Here is a 17,582-nt window from a genome sequence, read left to right as displayed (position 1 = left end):
CCTGGCGTTCTGCCGGTTCCTGTTCGATCATTGCGACGACAGGGGCCGTCAAACGGCCCACCTGCTCGTACGGAAGGCGGGACAAGGTGGCTGACCTGAAGAAGGGTGCCCGGATCACCGGCGCCACACGGGACAAGCTGGCCGCTGACCTGAAGAAGAAGTACGAAAAGGGCGCGAGCATCCGGGCTTTGGCCGAGAGCACCGGGCGTTCCTACGGCTTCGTGCACCGGGTTCTGTCGGAATCCGGGGTCACGCTGCGCGGTCGCGGTGGCGCCACCCGGACAAAGAAGAAGTAGCCACAACTCAGACTGCTACTCTCCGGTAACTAGCTTCTAGTCCGCCGGAGGTAACGACTATGCCAGTGCCTTCCATCGACGCTGGTGTGCTCGAGCGCGGTGGCGTTCGGCTCGCGATCTCCGGGCCGCGCGCGACCATCACGCTCGATCGTCCTGACGTGCTCAACGCGCAGACGCCGGCTACCTGGCAGGCGTTGCGGCACATCGGCGAACAGCTGGACCCGGACGTCCGCGTCGTGGTCGTCCGGGGCTCCGGCCGTGCCTTCTCGGCAGGGCTGGACCGGCGCATGTTCACCGGTGAGCCCGTCGACGGCGAACCCGGTGGTCTCGGCGCGATCCTGTCCCTTCCCACTACGGAGGCGGACGCCCGCATCGCGTCGTACCAGGCCGGGTTCACCTGGCTGCGCGACCCGGCACGCGTGACGATCGCCGCGGTGCAAGGGCATGCCATCGGCGCGGGTTTCCAGTTGGCGCTGGCGTGCGACTTCCGCGTGCTCGCCGAGGACGCGCAGTTCTGCATGGCCGAGACCGGGCTGGGTCTGGTGCCCGATCTCGGCGGCACGCTGCCGCTGGTGCGACTCGTGGGGTACTCGCGCGCGGCCGAGATGTGCGTGACCTCCCGCCGGGTGTCGGCACAGGAGTCGCTGCGGATCGGCCTCGCGAACTCCGTCGTGCCCGCGGACGGGCTCGACGGCGCTGTCGATGAGCTGGTGGCCGCCGTTCTCAAGCCGATGGCCGGTGCCGTGTCGGAAACGCTGGCGCTGATCCTGGCTGCCGCCGAGACGCCGACGGCTGAAGCGCAGCTCGCGCTGGAGCGCGCCGCCCAGCTGCGCCGGCTGCAGTCGTTCGCCGCCTTGTCCGCTCAAAGCTGAACCTTTCCCTCGCTGTAGCCGCGCGCGAAGGAATTGTCAGACCGCTGTGCTGTTCTAGACAGCGTGGACGGATACAGCTCTTGGCGATTCATGATGGGAGCGACCTCGGACGCGCCTTCGAAGGTGCGCCGGGGTACGTTCCGCCGCGTTCTGGCCTTCGCCCGGCCGCACCGGGCGAAGCTGCTGGTGTTCCTGCTGCTGACGGTCGTCTCGTCGGTTCTCGCGGTGTCGACGCCGTTGCTGGCCGGCCGCGTGGTCGACGCGATCGTCCGCGGCTCCGTGCCGTCCGTGGTCGTGTGGCTCGCCGTGGCGATCGCGGTGATCGCCATCGTCGACGCCGGCCTGGGCCTGGTCGAGCGCTGGCAGTCGACGCGCATCGGTGAGGGCCTGATCTACGACCTGCGTCGTGCCGTGTTCGGCCACGTGCAGAAGATGCCCGTCGCGTTCTTCACGCGCACCCGCACCGGTGCGCTGGTCTCACGCCTGAACAACGACGTGATCGGCGCCCAGCGCGCCTTCACCTCGACGCTGTCGGGCTTCGTCACGAACATCATCCAGCTGGTCCTGTCGCTGGCCGTCATGTTCACGTTGTCGTGGCAGGTCACGGCCCTGGCGCTGGTGCTGCTGCCGGTGTTCGTGCTGCCCGCCAAGCGGATGGGCCGTCGGATGGCGGACATGCAGCGTGAAGCCTCCACCCTGAACGCCTCGATGGTCACCCAGTCGACCGAGCGCTTCTCGGCGCCCGGCGCGACGCTGGTGAAGCTCTTCGGCCGTCCGGTCCGCGAGGAGGAGGAGTTCTCCGAGAAGGCCGCGCAGGTTCGCGACATCGGCATCCGGACCGCGATGGCCACCCGCTGGTTCATGACGGGCCTGACGCTGGTCTCGGCGCTGGCGCAGGCGCTGGTCTACGGCCTGGGCGGCTACCTCGCGCTGACCGGGCACCTGGCGGCCGGCGCCGTGGTGTCGCTCGCGCTGCTGCTGACCCGCCTGTACGCCCCGCTGACGGCGCTCGCGAACGCGCGGGTCGACCTGATGACGGCGCTGGTGTCGTTCGAGCGCGTCTTCGAGGTGCTGGACCTCGACCCGATGATCAAGGAGAAGCCGGACGCCCGCGCGGTGCCCGAGGGCCCGGTGTCGGTCGAGTTCGAGGACGTGCGCTTCGCGTACCCGTCGGCGGACAAGGTGTCGCTGGCATCGCTGGAGTCCGTGGCCACTTTGGACACTCGTGGTGGCGAGGAAGTGCTGCACGGCATCAGCTTCAAGGCGGAGGCCGGTCAGCTGGTCGCCCTGGTCGGCTCGTCCGGCGCGGGCAAGTCCACCCTCGCATCGCTCGTGCCGCGGCTCTACGACGTCGACTCGGGCTCCGTGCGTCTGTCCGGAGTGGACGTCCGCGACCTGTCCTTCGAGGCGCTGCGCGCGTCCGTCGGCGTGGTCACCCAGGACGGGCACCTCTTCCACGACACCATCCGGGCCAACCTGGAGTACGCGTCACCCGGCGCCACCGACGACGACCTGTGGGACTCGCTGCGCAGGGCCCGCCTGCTGGACCTGGTGGCATCGTTGCCGGACCAGCTCGACACCGTGGTCGGTGAGCGCGGCTACCGGCTGTCCGGCGGCGAACGGCAACGGCTCACCATCGCCCGCCTGCTGCTCGCCAAGCCGCGCGTCGTGATCCTGGACGAGGCCACCGCGCACCTGGACTCGGAGTCCGAGGCCGCCGTGCAGGAGGCGCTGACCGAGGCGCTGCACGGACGAACGTCGCTGGTGATCGCCCACCGCCTCTCGACGATCCGGGCGGCCGACCAGATCCTGGTGCTGGAGCACGGCGACATCGTGGAACGAGGCACGCACACCGAGCTGATGACGGCGGAGGGCCGCTACTCCGACCTCTACAACACCCAGTTCGCCCAGCCTCCGGTCGTCGGGGTGATGCCGACGCCGAAGTTCAGCGAGCGCCTCGGGGTGCCGCAGACGAACTGATCCCGGTGGGGGCGGCCCGTGAGGCGCGGACGCTCGCCGGAGATGCAGGCGGGCAGCCCGCGGAGCGTGCCTGGGAGACGGGCGCCTGGGAGACGGGCGCCTGGGGAGACTTTGTCCGGATGGCTGTCCAGGGTGGCGCCGCGCGGGCGCCGCGCGGAGCTTGCCTGAGAGGGATGCTCGCTTGCGAAACGACGTCCGGCTGTTCGAGGCGTTCACCGCCCGCGTGGGCGGTGGGCCCGCCCAGCCGATCGGCTGATGTCCGGGAAATCCCGCGCAGGCCGGTGCCGGGCGGATCGCGCCGGGTGACGTGCGTGCGGTCAGCGCCACCGCGCGGGGCGAGGTGGTGTTCGCCCCGGCCGCGGCGGCGTTGCTGATGAGACGGGTGCGCAGCGCGGCCGCGGCGGTGCTTAGCCCGCGCGAGCTGGAGGTGCTGCGGTTCGACGCCGGTGGGGCGACGAACCGCGACGTGGCCAAAGGCCTCTTCATCACCGAGGCCACCGTCAAGTCACACCTGCGCGGGCTGTTCGTCCCGCGCGAGCAGCGGTTCAGCCCTTGAGGAACGCCGCCGTCGCGTCCAGCGCGCTCTGCGACGAGCCCGCCTTCTCCACGACCACCGCGAACGCCACGTTGTTCTGGTAGCCGACGAACCAGCCGTGCGCCTCACCGCCGCCCGCCTCGGCCGTGCCGGTCTTCCCGGCCAGGCCGGGGATTCCGGCGAGCTGCTTCGCGGTACCGGCGGTGACCACCTCGCGCATCATCGCGCGCAACGGCGGCAGCACGGCGGCGGGCGGGCCGGCCGCCACGTCGTTCGGCTCGGACGGCTTGCCGCGCAGGAGCGTTGGCGTCGGGGTCCTGCCCGAGACGACGGTGGCGGCGACCAGGGCCATGCCGAACGGGCTGGCCACCACGTTGCCCTGGCCGAAGCTGTTCTCCACCCGCTGGTCGCCGGTGGCCGGTGGGACCTTGCCGGTGTTCGTCTCGGCACCGGGGATGGCCCAGTCGGCGCCCAGGCCGAACCGCTTCGCCATGTCCGGCAGGGCGTTCGGGTCGAGCTTGGAGCCCAGGTCGCCGATCGTCGTGTTGCAGGACAGCGCGAACGCCGTGTGGAACGGCAGGCTGTCGTGGCCGAAGCCCGCGTTGCTGATCCGGCGGGTGCCGATGGTGGCGGTGGCCGGGCAGGGGACGGCGGTGCCGCTCTGCACCAGGCCCGCGTTCATGACCGCCGCCGCCGTGACGATCTTCATCGTCGAGCCGGGGGCGTAACGGCCGACGAACGGGTTGGTGCCGCCCAGTGCCTTGTTCTGCGCCACGGCCAGGATCTCGCTGGTGGAGGCCTCGATCGCCACGATCGCCGCGCCCTGTGGGAGTGCGTCCACGGCTGCCTGGGCCGCTGCCTGGCGGGCCGGATCGATGGTGACGGTGATCTTCTCGCCGCCCTCCGCCTTCTTGGTGTCCAGCACGGTGAACGCGCCGCCCGCGGTGATGCCCACCTCCCAGCCGTCGATGCCCTTCACGTCGCCGACGGTGGCGGTGATCGTCTTGTACAGGCCGTCCGGGACCGTGCCCTGCGTCAGCGGTTTGCCGTCGCGGCCCAGCAGGGCGCCTTCCGCCAGCGCCTTGCGGTAGGTGAGCGACGCGCCCTCGGTCAGCTGCGGGTGGATGACCGTGGGCGTCCAGTGGACCTTCCAGGCGCCGTCGGCGCGGGTCATCGGGACCTTGACGTCGTACTTCAGCAGGCCTGCGCCCGGCATCGTCCAGGTGACGGACGCGGTGAGCTCGGTGGTCGTGGCGTCAGGCGCCGGTGGTTCGGCTGCCGCCACGGTGGCCTGGTAGGCGGACGTGCTCATGCCCGCCTTGCTGGCTTCCAGGGCCGTGGTCGCCACCGCCGGTGCGTCGGTGAAGACGGCGGCGCTGGCGGGGCCCGAGAACGCCCTTGTCAGGAAGGAGGTGGCCACCTGCACCGGAGTCTCCGCCGGCTTGACCGGTGCGTCGGCGACCACCACCGACCTGCTGCCCGACCAGAGCAGGACGCCCGCCACGCCGACCACAGCCGTCGTGGCGAGCGCGCCGCCGATCAGGATCCATCTACGAGTCTTCTGCTCCACTTGTTCGAATCCCCCCAGGTAAGTGCTTTCCCCGGTGGGAGAATAACGGCAGGTCGCTGAGGATCCGTGAGGGTTTCTACCTATCCGAGCTGCGGGATGCGGGTCTGGTAGTGGCGGAGCAGGTCGGCGTTGGCCGCGTCGCCGCCCTCCACGTTCGCGCTGCGCCAGAGGGGGAGCCGCACGCCGGACTCGGTCGCCTTGTCGATCAGGCGGACCATCAGCAGGTTCCACAGGAACGTGGTGGCCAGAGTGGAGATCGCCGCGGTGACCGGGGCGTGCTCCGGGTAGGTCGAGTCGCCGGGCGGGACCAGGTTGTCGAGGACGACGGTCGAGACCTCGGCGAGGGTCGCGCCGGCGCGGCGCGGGGCCTGGGCGCTCGAGGCCACCGAGGTGACACCCACCACAGGGCAGCCCCTGTTCGCGGCCTCCTGGGCGAGTTCGACGGGGTAGTAGTTCACGCCCGACGTCGAGAACACGAACAGCACGTCGTGCGGGGCCAGACCCGATTCGCGCAGGACCTCACCGGCGAGGCCGGAGCGGCGTTCGGCCGACGTGCTGCTGATCGCGCCGTGCATCGGGAGCAGTTCGGGGTGGTAGACCGGGCGGACGCAGGCCAGGCCACCGGCCCGGTAGAAGGTCTCGGCGACCGCCGCCAGCGAGTGCCCCGCGCCTGCGGTGAGGAGGATGCCGTCGGCCTGGACGGCGGCCAGCACGAGCTCGGCCACGTCGTCGAGTGCCGCCGCGTTGTGCTGTTCGACGCGCGTGAGGTGCGTGCGCACGAGATTGCCGTAGTCGGACCCGGTCACGGTGTCGGTCGTCATGCCGGTCAGTAGTACCGGATCGCAGGTGAGGTCACCAGTAACCCAGGCACCACAAACCTCGATACGCGCGATGAGGGGTGCGGTGGCGCTCGTGGAAGGGGGTGGGTTTGATCAGGCGGTACTTCTATTTCTGGGTCGTGCTGGTCGCGGTGTTCACGGCAGCGGCGGCCACGAACATCGCGCTGGCGATCACCTACTCCGAGCTGTGGCCGGTGTGGGTGGGGCTGGCGCTGCTCGTCGTTTCCGTCGGGTGCGCCAGGGCGGCGGTTCGGGCGAGGCCTTGAGACCGTTCACGACAGCGACGAACGAAGCGACCTAAGCCAGCAGTTCGACACCCAACGCGGACGCGGTGTGCAGCACCGAGTTGCGGTGGCGTTGGGCGACGGCCAGGCCCGCGTCTCGCAGGACGGAGGCGTGGGCACTGGCCGAGGCGGCGGAGATGCCCAGGCGCCGAGCCAGTTCCGTGGTGGTGCAGCCGCCGGCGATGACCTCCAGCGCGGCGGCGCGGGTGCGGCCAAGCAACGCCTCCAGCGACCGTTTCCCGGTGCTCGTCACGTGCAGGTCGCGCGCGATCGGATAGACGAGCACGGGCGTGCGGCTCTGGTCCCGGAGCATGATCGGCCGTTCCCAGCAGAAGTACGACGGCACGAGCACCAGGCCCTGGCCACCCAGGTGGACGTCGCGCTGAGGGAAGCGGGACTCGATCGACAGCACGGACGGTGCCCACGAGATCGTCGGGTGCAGCGCCGCGAGCATGCCCTCGCAGCCGCTGTCCAGGAACGACCGCGCCCGCACCGCGCGGTCGGCGTCGACGACGGCGCGCACGTCGCCCCAGATCGGGGCGAGCGCGTGCCGGTGGTAGTCGCGCAACGCCTCGCCGAGCGAGTCCAGGGTGGCCACGTCACCGCCGGCCAGCAGGTGCGTGCGCGGGTCGAGGCGGTGCCGATTGTCCAGTTGCGCCAGGTCCGCGCGCAGCGACTCGACCGGCGTCGACAGCACCGCGTCGATGCCCGCGTCGACCGCGCACGAGCCCGCGGTGGGGGTCAGGAAGTCGGGGGAGTAGCCGACGGGTGGTGCCAGCTGCATGAGCCAGCGGGTGTCGCCGGGCAACGTCGTCCGCACCGTCGCACGCCACCGGCCGAACACCGGCGTGGCCGAGCGCTGCCGCAGCACGTGCAGGCTCAGCAGGATCTCCCACATCGGGTCGGGACCGGCGGCGACACGCACCCTCGCCAGGTCCTCCGCCGTGAAGTGGACACGCAGCACAGCAGCAGATTGGCACAGCGGACCACGGCCTGTACCGGATTCGAGACCACTCAGCCGAAAGGTACACATCGCCCACCCAGAGTGGGTTCTCGCACGGCTCCGAGTGCCACTACCTGGCTTTTTAGGGCTCGGCCGAATGTTGTGGCGGCTCTTCTCACGCTACCGCCAAGCTTCTCGGCGAGCGCCGGACAGGGGACCGGCGCCACCACTGAGGGGATTCTTTCGATGAAGCTCGCGAAGATCACCGGGGCGATCGCGGCCGCCGGTGTCGCCCTGACCATCCTGACCGCGCCGGTCGCGTCCGCCGCGCCGGGCGAGACCGTCATCCCGGCCGCCGCCGAACTCGGCATCCAGGGCGAAGGCGTGCTGCCGCACCAGTTCCAGGTGCAGAAGACCGGCTACTGGTGTTCGGCCGCCGCTGCCCGCATCGCGCTGACGGCCCGCGGCAAGTACGTCGAGCAGTCCACGCTGGCCTCGTTCATGAAGGTCACGACCAACGGCCTGCCCAACATCAAGAACCTCGAGAACGCCCTCGACCACTACACCGGCTCGACCTACTACCAGGTCAAGCAGTGGTCGACCGACTCGCAGCTGCTGACGAAGCTCAAGGGCGACGTCGTCTACAACGCCAACCGCGGCCACGCCGTCGTCATCAACGTGATCCGCCTCAACGGCCGTAGCTACTCCGGCGGCCACTACGCCACGATCGTCGGCTACCGCGCGGGCGGCAACGAGTTCGCCGTGTCCGACCCGGCCTACGCGGGTGGCAAGCTGCACTGGCTGAGCGCGTCCAACGTGTCCTCGGGCATCAAGCTCCGCCGGTACGTCGCCTGAGGTCCTCGGGCCGATCGATGTCCGCACCGTCCGCCACGTCGGCGCAGTCGACGTGGCGGACGGTGTTCGCCTGGAGGTAGTCCCGCGCGCCCTGGTCACCCGCCGCCGACGCCATGACGCCCGCGAAGTGGTCCGACCCGATCAGCACCGGGTGCCCGATCTCGCCGTCGTAGGTGGCGCGGGCCAGCACTTTCGGCTCGGCGAGAGCCATGAGGCGGTGCAACGCCTCGACGGTGACGCCTGGGGTGTCCACGGGCAGGACGATCACCGCGTCCGCGCTGCCGACGGCGTGCAGGCCGGTGCGCAGCGACGACCCCATGCCGGTGTCCCAGTGGGGGTTGTCGACGACGGTCACGCCGTGCAGGGTGGCCTGTCGCCGCACTTCCGCCGCCTGCGCGCCGAGCACCACGACGACCGGGTCGCAGCCGGCGGCTCTGAGCAGGTCGGCGGCCGAGTCCACGAAGAGCTTGCCGTGCAACGGGACGAGAGCCTTGGGGGAACCGAACCGGCGGCCGGCCCCCGCGGCGAGCAGAAGACCGGCCACGCGCATGGCGTTTAATCTAGTTCGTTTCGCCGATCCGGTAGCCGATTCCCGGTGTCGTCGCGATGATCGGCGGTTCACCAAGCTTGCGGCGCAACCGGCCGATGGTGACGGTGACGGTGTTGGTGAACGGATCGGCGTGCTCGTCCCAGACCCGCTCCAGCAGGGCCTCGGCGCTCAGGAACCCAGGGCTGGCCTCCATCAGCGCCTCCAGCACGGCGAACTCCTTCACCGAGAGCGCGAGTTGCCGCCCGTCGCGCACGACGGTCCGGCGCACCGGGTCCAGTTCGATCCCGGCCGCGCGCAGCACCGGCGGTCTGGCGTCCGGTCTGCGACGGGCCAGTGCCCGCACGCGCAGGACGAGTTCCGGGAAGTGGAAGGGCTTGGCGAGGTAGTCGTCCGCGCCCAGGGTGAGCCCGCTGACCCGGTCACCGGGCGCGCCCGCCGCGGTCAGCATCAGCACCATCGGCCGGCCGGGCCGCTCGATGATCATCTGGCACAGCACGTCACCGTGCAGGCCCGGCAGGTCCCGGTCCAGCACCACCACGTCGTACCCGAGGAGGTCGAGACCGGCGGCGGCCAGCCCGTCGTGCGCCAGGTCGACGGGCATGCCCTGGTCACGCAGTCCCTCCGCGATGACCTCGGCGAGGGCCGTGTCGTCCTCCACGAGCAGGATCCTCACGCCGGCACCTCCGCGGCCGGCAGCGTGACCGACACGCGCAGGCCGCCCTTCGGCCGGGCGAGCAGGTCGAGGCGGCCGCCGTGCGCGGTGGCGATCGCGGCCACGATGGACAGTCCCAGGCCCGAGGAGCCGATGCGTTCGCCGCCGAGCCGTTCGAACGGCTGCGCCAGCCGGTCGACCTCCCGCTGCTCGAAGACGGCTCCGCCGGTCTCGACGACCAGCGCCGTCCTCTCGCTCACGGATCCGGTGATCCGGACCCATCCACCGGCCTCGTTGTGCGTCACGGCGTTGTCGACGACGTTGCCCACCAGGCGCGCCAGCAGCGCCGGACTGCCCTGAGTCGCCGTTCCCGGCGGTACGTCCACCACCACGTTCAGCCCCTTCGCCCGTACCTCGCCGGACAGGTCGCGCAGCGCTCCCTCCACTAGCTCGCCGAGGCCGACCGGGGCGGAGTCGGCCAGCGCGCCGTGCTGCGCCCTGGCCAGCACGAGAAACCCGTCGAGCAGATGATCGACCCGGTCGAGCTGCACGCGCAGACGATCCGCGAGTGCCACCGTCGATGCGGCCGGATCGGGCTTGGCGACCGCGACGTCCAGGGACGCACGCATCGTCGTCAGCGGTGTGCGCAGCTCGTGAGAGGCGTTGGCGGCGAAGCGGCGTTGCGCGGCGAACGACACCTCGAGCCGTTCGAGCAACTCGTCGATGGTGTCGGCGAGGCCCTTCACCTCGTCGGCCGGGCCGGTGACGGCCAGCCGCCGGTCGAGGCTGTCCGCGGAGATGCGCCGCGTGGCGCTCGTGATGGTCCGCAACGGCCGCAGCACCCGCCGGGCCAGCACCCGGCCGACCAGCAGCGACACGACCGCCATCACGACCAGCGCCAGCAGCGATCCGGCCAGCAGCTGGCGTGCCTGCTGTGTGTGCACCTCGTTCAGCTGGTTCTGCAGCTGCTGGATCTGCTGCTGCGCCGCGCCCTGAGCGGGCGGGCTCCCGGCGGGCGCGGTGTCTCTGATGCCGCCGGACAGCAGGAAGGTCAGGAGCAGCAGCCCGGCGCCGGACACGAGGAACACGACGGCGTACAAGACCGTGAACCGTGCCCCGACGGTTCCGTTGCGCAGCCTGCTCATGCCGTCAGCATGCCCGCGAGGACCTAACAACGGCATGACAAGGCGGGTTCGGGCCGTGTTACCCGCCGATCGGTAGACCAAGCGCCATGTCGAGCACCGAACTCCTCCGGCGGGAGTGGACCGCGTTCCGCAGGCCCGGCCGCCTGATCGCCTTGGCCGTCGCGGGCCTCACCGTCATCACGATGGGCCTGCTGTTCGCCGGCGCCACCTCGTCCGGCGTCAGTGACACCTTCTGGTTCCGGTACCAGGACCTCGGCCGCGACGGCGCCATCACGGTCAGGATGACGTCGATGACCGGGACGATCACCTATCCACCGCCGGGTCACGACCAGATCGTCGCCGGGCTCGTACCGTGGGCGAAGTCCGGGATCATCGTCAAGGACGGCCTGCGGCAGGGCTCGCGGTACGCGGCGCTCGCGATGACCGGCGCCCACGGCGTGCGGTTCCAGCACGACTACGTGCACGACGTCGCCGGAAGCGCGGCCCGGACTCCTCGCTGGCTGCGGCTGACCCGTTCCGGCGACACCATCACCGGATCCGAGTCGGCGGACGGCGAGCAGTGGCACGTCGTCGGGACCGCGGAGCTCACGGGGCTCCCGGAGACCGTCCAGGTCGGACTCTTCGCCACCTCGCCGGGCGACCTGACGCTCCGCGAGACCGGTCTCGGAGGCACGATCGAGCAGGTGCGTTTCACCCAGGCCGTCGGCGTCTTCGACAACATCACGGTCCAGGGCGGCACCGGCCGGTGGGACAGCGGCTCGGTCGGCGAGATGAACCACACCGACTGGGAGAAGTTCCACAACGCCTCAGGAGCCGTGGAGAAGGACGGCGTCGTCACCATCAGCGGCACCGGCGACATCGGGCCGATCGGCGAGGGCGGTGCGCGCGGCGTCGAGAAAGCGTTGTCCGGACTGGTGATCGCGCTGATCATCGTGCTCGTCGTCGCGGCCCGCTACGGCGCCCGTGAGACGCCCCGGCGGGTGATCGCCGCCCGGACGGTCGTCGTCGGATCGGCCACCTTCGTCACGGGTCTGCTCGCCGCCGGGATCGTCGTCGCGACGACGCCGTTGGCGACCTTCGTCCGGGTGGTCGTCGGTGTCGCCGCGGTCCTCGCGGTGTGCGCGGTCCTGTCGTACGGGCTGGGTGTGTGGCTGCGCCGCGGCTGGGCGGCGATCCTCGTCGGATTGACGCTGGTCGCCGTGCCCTACGCCGTGACCGCGGTCCCGCTGCTGCCCGACGCGGTCGCGGAGTGGTTGCTGCGGCTCACTCCGGCCGCGGGCTTCGCCGTCAAACAGACGGTGGTGGAGTATCCGCAGGTCACGGCCCACTACGCGCCGTCGGCGGGCTACTTCCCGCTGCCGGGCTGGGCCGGGTTCGCCGTGCTCTGCGCGTACACGGCGCTCGTACTGTGGCTGGCTAGTTCAGGTTCTCGAGGATCAGCGAGGAAGCCGCTTCCGGGATCTCCTCCGGGATCCAGTGGCTGACGTCCTCGACCATCTCGAACCGGTACGGCCCGGTGCACCACTTCTCGGTCTCGAAGGCCGCCACCGACCCGAACGCGACGTCCTCGGTGCTCCACACGTACATGGTCCTGACGCCGACCTTGTCCGCGGCACCGTGCGGCTTGCCCGCGCGGTACCAGTTGAGCGCGGCGGTGAGCGCGCCCGGTTCGCTGAGCCGCTGGACGTACTCATCGACGTGCGAGGGCCTGATCCGCCACTCGAACATCTGCTTGATGGCCTGCGCGTTGTTGTCGAGCATGCGCTTCTCGGTGCTGCGCTCACGCCAGTCGCGCATGTACTGCGACCGCATCGCCTGGTCCTCATCGGACTGCAGCGCGACCTTCAGCGCGGCGGGGTGCGGCGTGGAGAAGACGGTGAGCGTGCGCAGGCGTTCGGGGTGCTCGATCGCGGTCCACCACGCGACGGCGCCACCCCAGTCGTGCCCGACCAGGTCGAACGTGTCCCAGCCCAGCGAGTCCGCCATCGCGATCACGTCGCCGACCAGGTGCGTGACCGTGTACTCGGACGCCTGTTCCGGCCGCACGCCGGGGGAGTAGCCGCGCTGGTCCGGTGCGACGGCGCGGAAACCGTTCACGCCGAGCACCGCGACCTGGTGCTCCCACTCGATCGCGGCCTCGGGGAAGCCGTGCAGCAGCAACACCGGGCGGCCGTCCTCAGGGCCGGACGCGATGGCGTCGAAAGTGCCTGCCTCGGTGGGGATGCTGATGTGGTCGATCACGGACTCGACACTACCGGTGTGACCTGGCTCTCAACGGGCGAGCCGAAGAGCCTGGCCTCACGAACAGCAGGTGTGCATCCGCATGTAGACGTGCTGAAACCGCAGGGCGGTACGAACGCTGTCGTGCTCGTGCTGCACGGCGGCCGGGAACACGGCACCGGACCCGTCCGGCGCCACAACCTCGCGTACCTGCGCATGGTCCCGCTGGCCAGGGCGCTGCGCGCGCCCGGCATCGAGGTCTGGAACATGCGCTACCGGCTCCGCGGCTGGAACGCGCCGAGTCTCGATCCGGTGAAGGACGCGCGGTGGGCGCTCGAGAAGATCACCGAGCTCCACCCCGGCAGGCCGGTCGTGCTGGTCGGGCACTCGATGGGAGGCCGGACCGCGCTGCGCGTCGCCGGGCATCCGAGCGTGGTCGCCGTGTGCGCGCTGGCGCCGTGGCTCGTGCCCGGCGAGCCGTTCGAGCAGCTCAGGGGCAAGGCGCTGCTCATCGCGCACGGCGACCGTGAGCGGATGACGGATCCGGCCAAGTCGCTGTCGTTCGCCCGGCAGGCCAAGACCGTGACGGACCGGGTGGCGCGGTTCAGCGTCGTCGGCGACGGGCACGCGATGCTCAGGAGGGCGCGGGACTGGACCCGGCTGGTCGTCTCCTTCGTCCACGGTGAACTCGGGTTCGAACCGGTCGCACCCGACATCGCGAATGCCATGCGGGAGGCCTCGCCACGAGGCCTCGACGTGCCTTTGGGAGGCTCGCGTGGCTGAGGTCGCCGTCATCGGAGCAGGGGTCGCCGGGCTCACGGCAGCCTATGTGTTGCAACGCAAGCACGACGTCACGCTGTTCGAGGCCGACGACCGGCTCGGCGGCCACGCGCACACGCACGACCTGGACGGCGTGCACGTCGACTCCGGGTTCATCGTCCACAACGAACGGACCTACCCGAACCTGATCAGGCTCTTCCGCGAGCTCGGTGTGTCCACTCAGGACTCCGAGATGTCGATGAGCGTCCGGTGCGACGGCTGCGGCCTGGAGTACGCGGGCGCCCGGAAGCTGCCGGGCCTGTTCGCGCAGCCGAAGAACGCCGCCAACCCGCGGTACCTGCGAATGCTCTCCGAGGTCACCCGGTTCTACAAGCACGCCCAGCGCGTTCTCGACCACGAGGAGGCGCACGACGTCACGCTCGGCGCGTTCCTCGCGATCGGCGGGTACAGCCGTTACTTCGTCGACCACTTCATCGTTCCGCTGGTCAGCGCGGTGTGGTCGTCCGGCGCGGCGCTGAGCATGAAGTACCCGGCCTGGTACCTGTTCGAGTTCCTCGCGAACCACGGGATGCTCGCGATCGGCGGCACCCCGCAGTGGAAAACCGTCGCCGGCGGCTCGCGCACGTACGTCGACCGCGCGGTGAAGGGCCTCAAGGCCGTGCACGTCGGCACACCCGTCAGGGCCGTCACCCGCGGCGGCACCAGCGTCGAGATCCGCGACGAGAACAACGTGCTGCACACCGCGGACCACGTCGTCATCGCCACGCACCCGGACCAGGCGCTGGGACTGCTGGCCGACCCGACGCGCGAGGAGAAAGAGGTGCTCGGCGCGTTCCAGTACTCGCGCAACGAGACCTGGCTGCACACCGACGCCTCCATCCTGCCGCGCGCGAGCGGTGCGCGGGCGTCGTGGAACCTCTACAAGCGGGCGTGCCACGAAGCGAACGACCAGGTGCTCGTCAGCTACCACATGAACCGGCTGATGCGCCTGGACGAACCGCGCGACTTCGTCGTCACGCTCAACCCGCACGACGTGAACCCGGACCTCGTGCTCGCGAAGATGGTCTACGAGCACCCGATCTACACGCCGGAATCCGTTGCGGCGCAACGACGTCTGCCCGAGATCAACACCGGCTCGACCGCCTACGCCGGCGCGTACCACGGCTGGGGCTTCCATGAGGACGGCTGCGCGTCGGGAGTGCGCGCGGCCCAGCACTTCGGGGTCACGTGGTGATCTACGACGTCGTCATCACGCACGCCCGCCGCGAGCTCATCGACCGGGCGTTCAGCCACCGCGCCTACATGTGGCTGGTCGACCTGGCCGAGTTACCGCGGCTGCCCTGGTGGGCACGCCCGTTCGCGAAGTTCGAGGCCCGTGACCACCTCGGGTCACCGTCGAGGACCATCCGGGAGAACCTGGACGAGTGGCTGGCCGGGCACGGGATCGATCTCGGCGGCGGGCAGGTCCTGATGCTCGCCAACGCGCGTGTGCTCGGTTACGTCTTCAACCCGCTGTCCGTGTACTGGTGCCACGACGCTTCTGGAGAGCTCGTGTGCGTCGCTGCGGAAGTGCACAACACCTACGGCGGACGGCATTGCTATCTGCTGCGCACCGACGACAAGGGTCGTGCGTCGGTGGACAAAGAGTTCTACGTCTCCCCGTTTCTCGAGGTCGACGGCCACTACGTCATGAAGATGCCGAAGCCGGGAGACCAGCTGTCCGTGACGATCGCGTTGCGGCAGAACGGGAAGACGACCTTCAGCGCGACGATGAAGGGCGAGCGCAGTTCGGGACTGCGCATGCTGCTGCGCCGTCCCCTGATGCCCCAACGCGTGTCCGCGTTGATCCGCCGTCATGGCATTGCCCTCTACCTGAGGCGTATTCCGATCATCCCCAGGAGCGATGGATGAGCACGTTGTCACTGCCCCGTCCCGGCCAGGGCATGTGGCCCGGACTGTTCACGGCACCGCGTTCGCCGATGCGCGCCCGCATCGCCGAGACGTTGTTCCGCAAGGCCGTGCGCCCGTTGCCCGTGACCGTCCGGTTCCCCGACGGCAGGACGTGGGGAGCGGGCGGTCCGGTGATGCGGATCGTCCGGCCCGGCGAGTTCTTCCACCGCCTCGGAGCCGACGCCAAGATCGGCTTCGGTGAGGCCTACATGGTGGGCGACTGGGAGACCGACGAGCTCGCGGACGTGCTCTCGGTGTTCGCGGCGAAGCTCTCGACGCTGATCCCGCCCAGCCTGCAGCTGATGCGGCGGTGGGTGGAGCGGCGGCAGACCGAGATCAACGACGTCGCGGGCTCGCGGCAGAACATCCACCGGCACTACGACCTGTCGAACGAGCTGTTCGCGGTGTTCCTCGACGAGACGATGACGTACTCGTCGGCGTTGTTCGAGGGCGGGAACGCCGACCTGCGCACGGCCCAGCTGCGCAAGATCGACGGCGTGCTCGACTACGCGGGAGTGCGCGAGGGCTCACGCGTGCTGGAGATCGGCACGGGCTGGGGCGCGCTGGCCATCCGCGCCGCCCAGAGGGGTGCCACGGTCACGTCGCTGACCATCTCCGCCGAACAGCGCAAGCTGGCGCTGGACCGGGTGAGGGACGCGGGTCTCCACGATCGAGTGACGGTCGAGCTGCGTGACTACCGAGAGGAGCACGGCCGGTACGACGCCGTCGTCAGCGTCGAGATGATCGAGGCAGTCGGTGCCGAATACTGGCCCGAGTACTTCTCGGTGCTCGACCGCGTGCTCGCGCCGGGTGGCCGGGTGGGGCTGCAGGCGATCACCATGCCGCACGACCGCATGATCGCGAGCAAGGCCAGCTACACCTGGATCCACAAGTACATCTTCCCCGGCGGGCTCATCCCGTCCGTGCGGTCGATCGAGGACTCGGTGCGCGACAACACCCGGCTCGAGATCGTCGAGTCGAGGTCGTTCGGCCTCGACTACGCCGAGACGCTTCGCCGTTGGCGCGAAACGTTCCTCACCCGTTGGGACGAGGTGCGGGAGCTGGGCTTCGACGACACGTTCCGCCGGATGTGGGAGTTCTACCTGGCCTACTCGGAGGCGGGCTTCCGCGTCGGATACCTCGGGGTACAGCAGTTCGGCATGGCCGAACGACTGGGCCGTTAGGACCACCTTCTACCCCAAAAGGGTGCTGGTCCCCCCACCCGTGCGGACTTCGTGGTCCTCTTTGAGACAGGCGGTATCAATCGGCTCGCTGCGGTCTCTTCTTCAGTGAAGCCCCAAGTGTCGCTGTAGTGGAGGAGGTCGCCGGGATGGTTCTACCCACAGCCGTGCGGGCCGGTGGCGGTGTCGCGGTTCTCGTGCCCGGTGAAGGCACAGAGGCCTGGAACCGGCCAACGGTGCCCATGCGCCGTCGGGTGCTCCAGGCACCGGTCTCCAATCAGTGGCTCGCCGAAGCCGAGTTCGCCGACCTCGTCGATGCCGCTCTTGCCGGAGACAGACGGGCGGTCGAGCACCTGCTCGGCCGGATCCAGCCGCTGATCGTGCGCTACTGCCGCGCCAGGGTCGGCGGCCGTGAACGCACGCTGGTCTCAGCCGAGGACATAGCGCAGGAGGTGTGCGTGGCGGTGCTCGGCGCGTTGTCGAAGTACCGCTACGAACCCGGCTCGTTCCTCGCGTTCGTGTACGGCATCGCCGCGCACAAGGTCGCCGACGCCCGCCGTCGTGCTGTCCGCAACCGTGCCGAGGTCGTACCGGAACTGCCGGACTGCCCGTCGCTGGACACGGGCCCGGAACAGCACGCCGTCAACGGCGAGATGATGGCCCAGGTGACGCGCCTGCTGCACAAGCTGCCGCCCCGCCAGCGCGAGATCCTCGTGCTGCGGGTGGCCGTGGGCCTGTCCGCCGACGAGGTCGCGCTGGCGGTCTCGTCGACTCCGGGTGCGGTGCGGGTCGCACAGCACCGCGCGCTCACCCGGATGCGGGAGATGATCGCCGAGGAAGGCTGACGCGCTCGCTGATCGCGGCGCCGCGGTCGCCCGGGCCGCTACCGACGCGTCGGTGACGACGTAACGCATGATCATCGGCCGCGGA

19 protein-coding genes are annotated in these 17,582 nt (G+C 70.1%); 12 read left to right on the top strand and 7 right to left on the bottom strand.

Features of this window, described 5'->3' with window-relative positions:
* The first annotated feature begins 86 nt into the window (after nt 1-86).
* From IG04_RS0124890 to IG04_RS42875, 4 genes are all read left to right on the top strand, one after another.
* Nucleotides 87-296 (top strand): helix-turn-helix domain-containing protein, encoded by a 210-nt coding sequence (locus IG04_RS0124890; protein ID WP_030473247.1) that lies wholly within the window; start codon nt 87-89, stop codon nt 294-296.
* A 59-nt stretch (nt 297-355) separates the two neighbouring features.
* The gene (locus tag IG04_RS0124885) at nt 356-1,168 is read left to right on the top strand and encodes an enoyl-CoA hydratase/isomerase family protein (RefSeq protein WP_030479124.1); all 813 of its coding nucleotides are present in this window, start codon (nt 356-358) and stop codon (nt 1,166-1,168) included.
* Between the two features lie 90 nt (nt 1,169-1,258).
* Nucleotides 1,259-3,148: an ABC transporter ATP-binding protein gene (locus tag IG04_RS0124880; protein ID WP_051770591.1), complete on the top strand. Its 1,890-nt coding sequence runs from the start codon at nt 1,259-1,261 to the stop codon at nt 3,146-3,148.
* A gap of 307 nt (nt 3,149-3,455) precedes the next feature.
* The gene (locus IG04_RS42875; protein ID WP_030479122.1) at nt 3,456-3,704 is read left to right on the top strand and encodes a LuxR C-terminal-related transcriptional regulator; all 249 of its coding nucleotides are present in this window, start codon (nt 3,456-3,458) and stop codon (nt 3,702-3,704) included.
* Here the strand turns inward: IG04_RS42875 and IG04_RS0124870 are convergent.
* Both IG04_RS0124870 and IG04_RS0124865 read right to left on the bottom strand, forming a co-directional pair.
* A complete protein-coding gene (locus IG04_RS0124870; protein WP_084401055.1) occupies nt 3,694-5,253 on the bottom strand; it encodes a penicillin-binding transpeptidase domain-containing protein in 1,560 nt (519 codons plus the stop codon). The genes IG04_RS42875 and IG04_RS0124870 overlap by 11 nt on opposite strands.
* A gap of 80 nt (nt 5,254-5,333) precedes the next feature.
* Complete coding sequence (locus tag IG04_RS0124865; protein ID WP_030479120.1) at nt 5,334-6,074, bottom strand: SIS domain-containing protein; 741 nt, start codon at nt 6,072-6,074, stop codon at nt 5,334-5,336.
* Nucleotides 6,075-6,175: 101 nt separating this feature from the next.
* Between IG04_RS0124865 and IG04_RS0124860 the strand changes: the two genes are divergently transcribed.
* A complete protein-coding gene (locus IG04_RS0124860; protein ID WP_030479119.1) occupies nt 6,176-6,358 on the top strand; it encodes a hypothetical protein in 183 nt (60 codons plus the stop codon).
* Nucleotides 6,359-6,389: 31 nt separating this feature from the next.
* On the opposite strand, the gene IG04_RS0124855 is transcribed toward IG04_RS0124860, so the two are convergent.
* The gene (locus IG04_RS0124855) at nt 6,390-7,340 is read right to left on the bottom strand and encodes a MarR family transcriptional regulator (protein ID WP_030479118.1); all 951 of its coding nucleotides are present in this window, start codon (nt 7,338-7,340) and stop codon (nt 6,390-6,392) included.
* Nucleotides 7,341-7,565: 225 nt separating this feature from the next.
* Here IG04_RS0124855 and IG04_RS0124850 point away from each other — a divergent pair, with 225 nt between their 5' ends.
* Nucleotides 7,566-8,174, top strand: a complete 609-nt coding sequence (locus tag IG04_RS0124850) for a C39 family peptidase (RefSeq protein ID WP_030479117.1) — start codon at nt 7,566-7,568, stop codon at nt 8,172-8,174.
* Here IG04_RS0124850 and IG04_RS0124845 read toward each other — a convergent pair.
* From IG04_RS0124845 to IG04_RS0124835, 3 genes are read right to left on the bottom strand one after another with little or no spacing between them, the layout of a single operon-like run.
* Entirely contained in the window at nt 8,149-8,724 is a 576-nt protein-coding gene (locus IG04_RS0124845; RefSeq protein WP_030479116.1) for a nucleotidyltransferase family protein, read from the bottom strand. The two genes, IG04_RS0124850 and IG04_RS0124845, sit on opposite strands and share 26 nt — an antisense overlap.
* A 10-nt stretch (nt 8,725-8,734) precedes the next feature.
* A complete protein-coding gene (locus IG04_RS0124840; RefSeq protein ID WP_030479115.1) occupies nt 8,735-9,397 on the bottom strand; it encodes a response regulator transcription factor in 663 nt (220 codons plus the stop codon).
* Nucleotides 9,394-10,521: a sensor histidine kinase gene (locus IG04_RS0124835; RefSeq protein WP_030479114.1), complete on the bottom strand. Its 1,128-nt coding sequence runs from the start codon at nt 10,519-10,521 to the stop codon at nt 9,394-9,396. Before IG04_RS0124835 ends, IG04_RS0124840 begins: the two co-directional genes overlap by 4 nt.
* A gap of 86 nt (nt 10,522-10,607) precedes the next feature.
* On the opposite strand from IG04_RS0124835, the gene IG04_RS0124830 reads away from it, so the two are divergent.
* On the top strand, nt 10,608-12,005 hold the full coding sequence (locus tag IG04_RS0124830; protein WP_051770589.1) for a DUF1349 domain-containing protein: 1,398 nt from the start codon (nt 10,608-10,610) through the stop codon (nt 12,003-12,005).
* Here IG04_RS0124830 and IG04_RS0124825 read toward each other — a convergent pair.
* Complete coding sequence (locus IG04_RS0124825; RefSeq protein ID WP_030479112.1) at nt 11,938-12,762, bottom strand: alpha/beta fold hydrolase; 825 nt, start codon at nt 12,760-12,762, stop codon at nt 11,938-11,940. The genes IG04_RS0124830 and IG04_RS0124825 overlap by 68 nt on opposite strands.
* A 90-nt stretch (nt 12,763-12,852) precedes the next feature.
* Here IG04_RS0124825 and IG04_RS0124820 point away from each other — a divergent pair, with 90 nt between their 5' ends.
* The 5 genes from IG04_RS0124820 (at nt 12,853) to shbA (ending at nt 17,497) form a co-directional block, all read left to right on the top strand.
* Entirely contained in the window at nt 12,853-13,524 is a 672-nt protein-coding gene (locus IG04_RS0124820; protein ID WP_245816052.1) for an alpha/beta hydrolase, read from the top strand.
* The gene (locus tag IG04_RS0124815; protein WP_030479110.1) at nt 13,517-14,755 is read left to right on the top strand and encodes an NAD(P)/FAD-dependent oxidoreductase; all 1,239 of its coding nucleotides are present in this window, start codon (nt 13,517-13,519) and stop codon (nt 14,753-14,755) included. The genes IG04_RS0124820 and IG04_RS0124815 overlap by 8 nt, the downstream gene beginning before the upstream one ends.
* A complete protein-coding gene (locus IG04_RS0124810) occupies nt 14,752-15,432 on the top strand; it encodes a DUF1365 domain-containing protein (protein WP_245816054.1) in 681 nt (226 codons plus the stop codon). The genes IG04_RS0124815 and IG04_RS0124810 overlap by 4 nt, the downstream gene beginning before the upstream one ends.
* Nucleotides 15,429-16,655 (top strand): SAM-dependent methyltransferase, encoded by a 1,227-nt coding sequence (locus tag IG04_RS0124805; protein ID WP_030479108.1) that lies wholly within the window; start codon nt 15,429-15,431, stop codon nt 16,653-16,655. The genes IG04_RS0124810 and IG04_RS0124805 overlap by 4 nt, the downstream gene beginning before the upstream one ends.
* Nucleotides 16,656-16,801: 146 nt before the next feature.
* On the top strand, nt 16,802-17,497 hold the full coding sequence (gene shbA / locus IG04_RS42870; RefSeq protein WP_036015763.1) for an RNA polymerase sigma factor ShbA: 696 nt from the start codon (nt 16,802-16,804) through the stop codon (nt 17,495-17,497).
* The last annotated feature ends 85 nt before the right edge of the window (nt 17,498-17,582 follow it).

Source organism: Lentzea albidocapillata (assembly GCF_000719115.1).
Lineage (GTDB): Bacteria > Actinomycetota > Actinomycetes > Mycobacteriales > Pseudonocardiaceae > Lentzea > Lentzea albidocapillata.
Note: the sequence above shows the minus strand (reverse complement) of the source record. Positions and strands in the feature narration are given on the sequence as shown.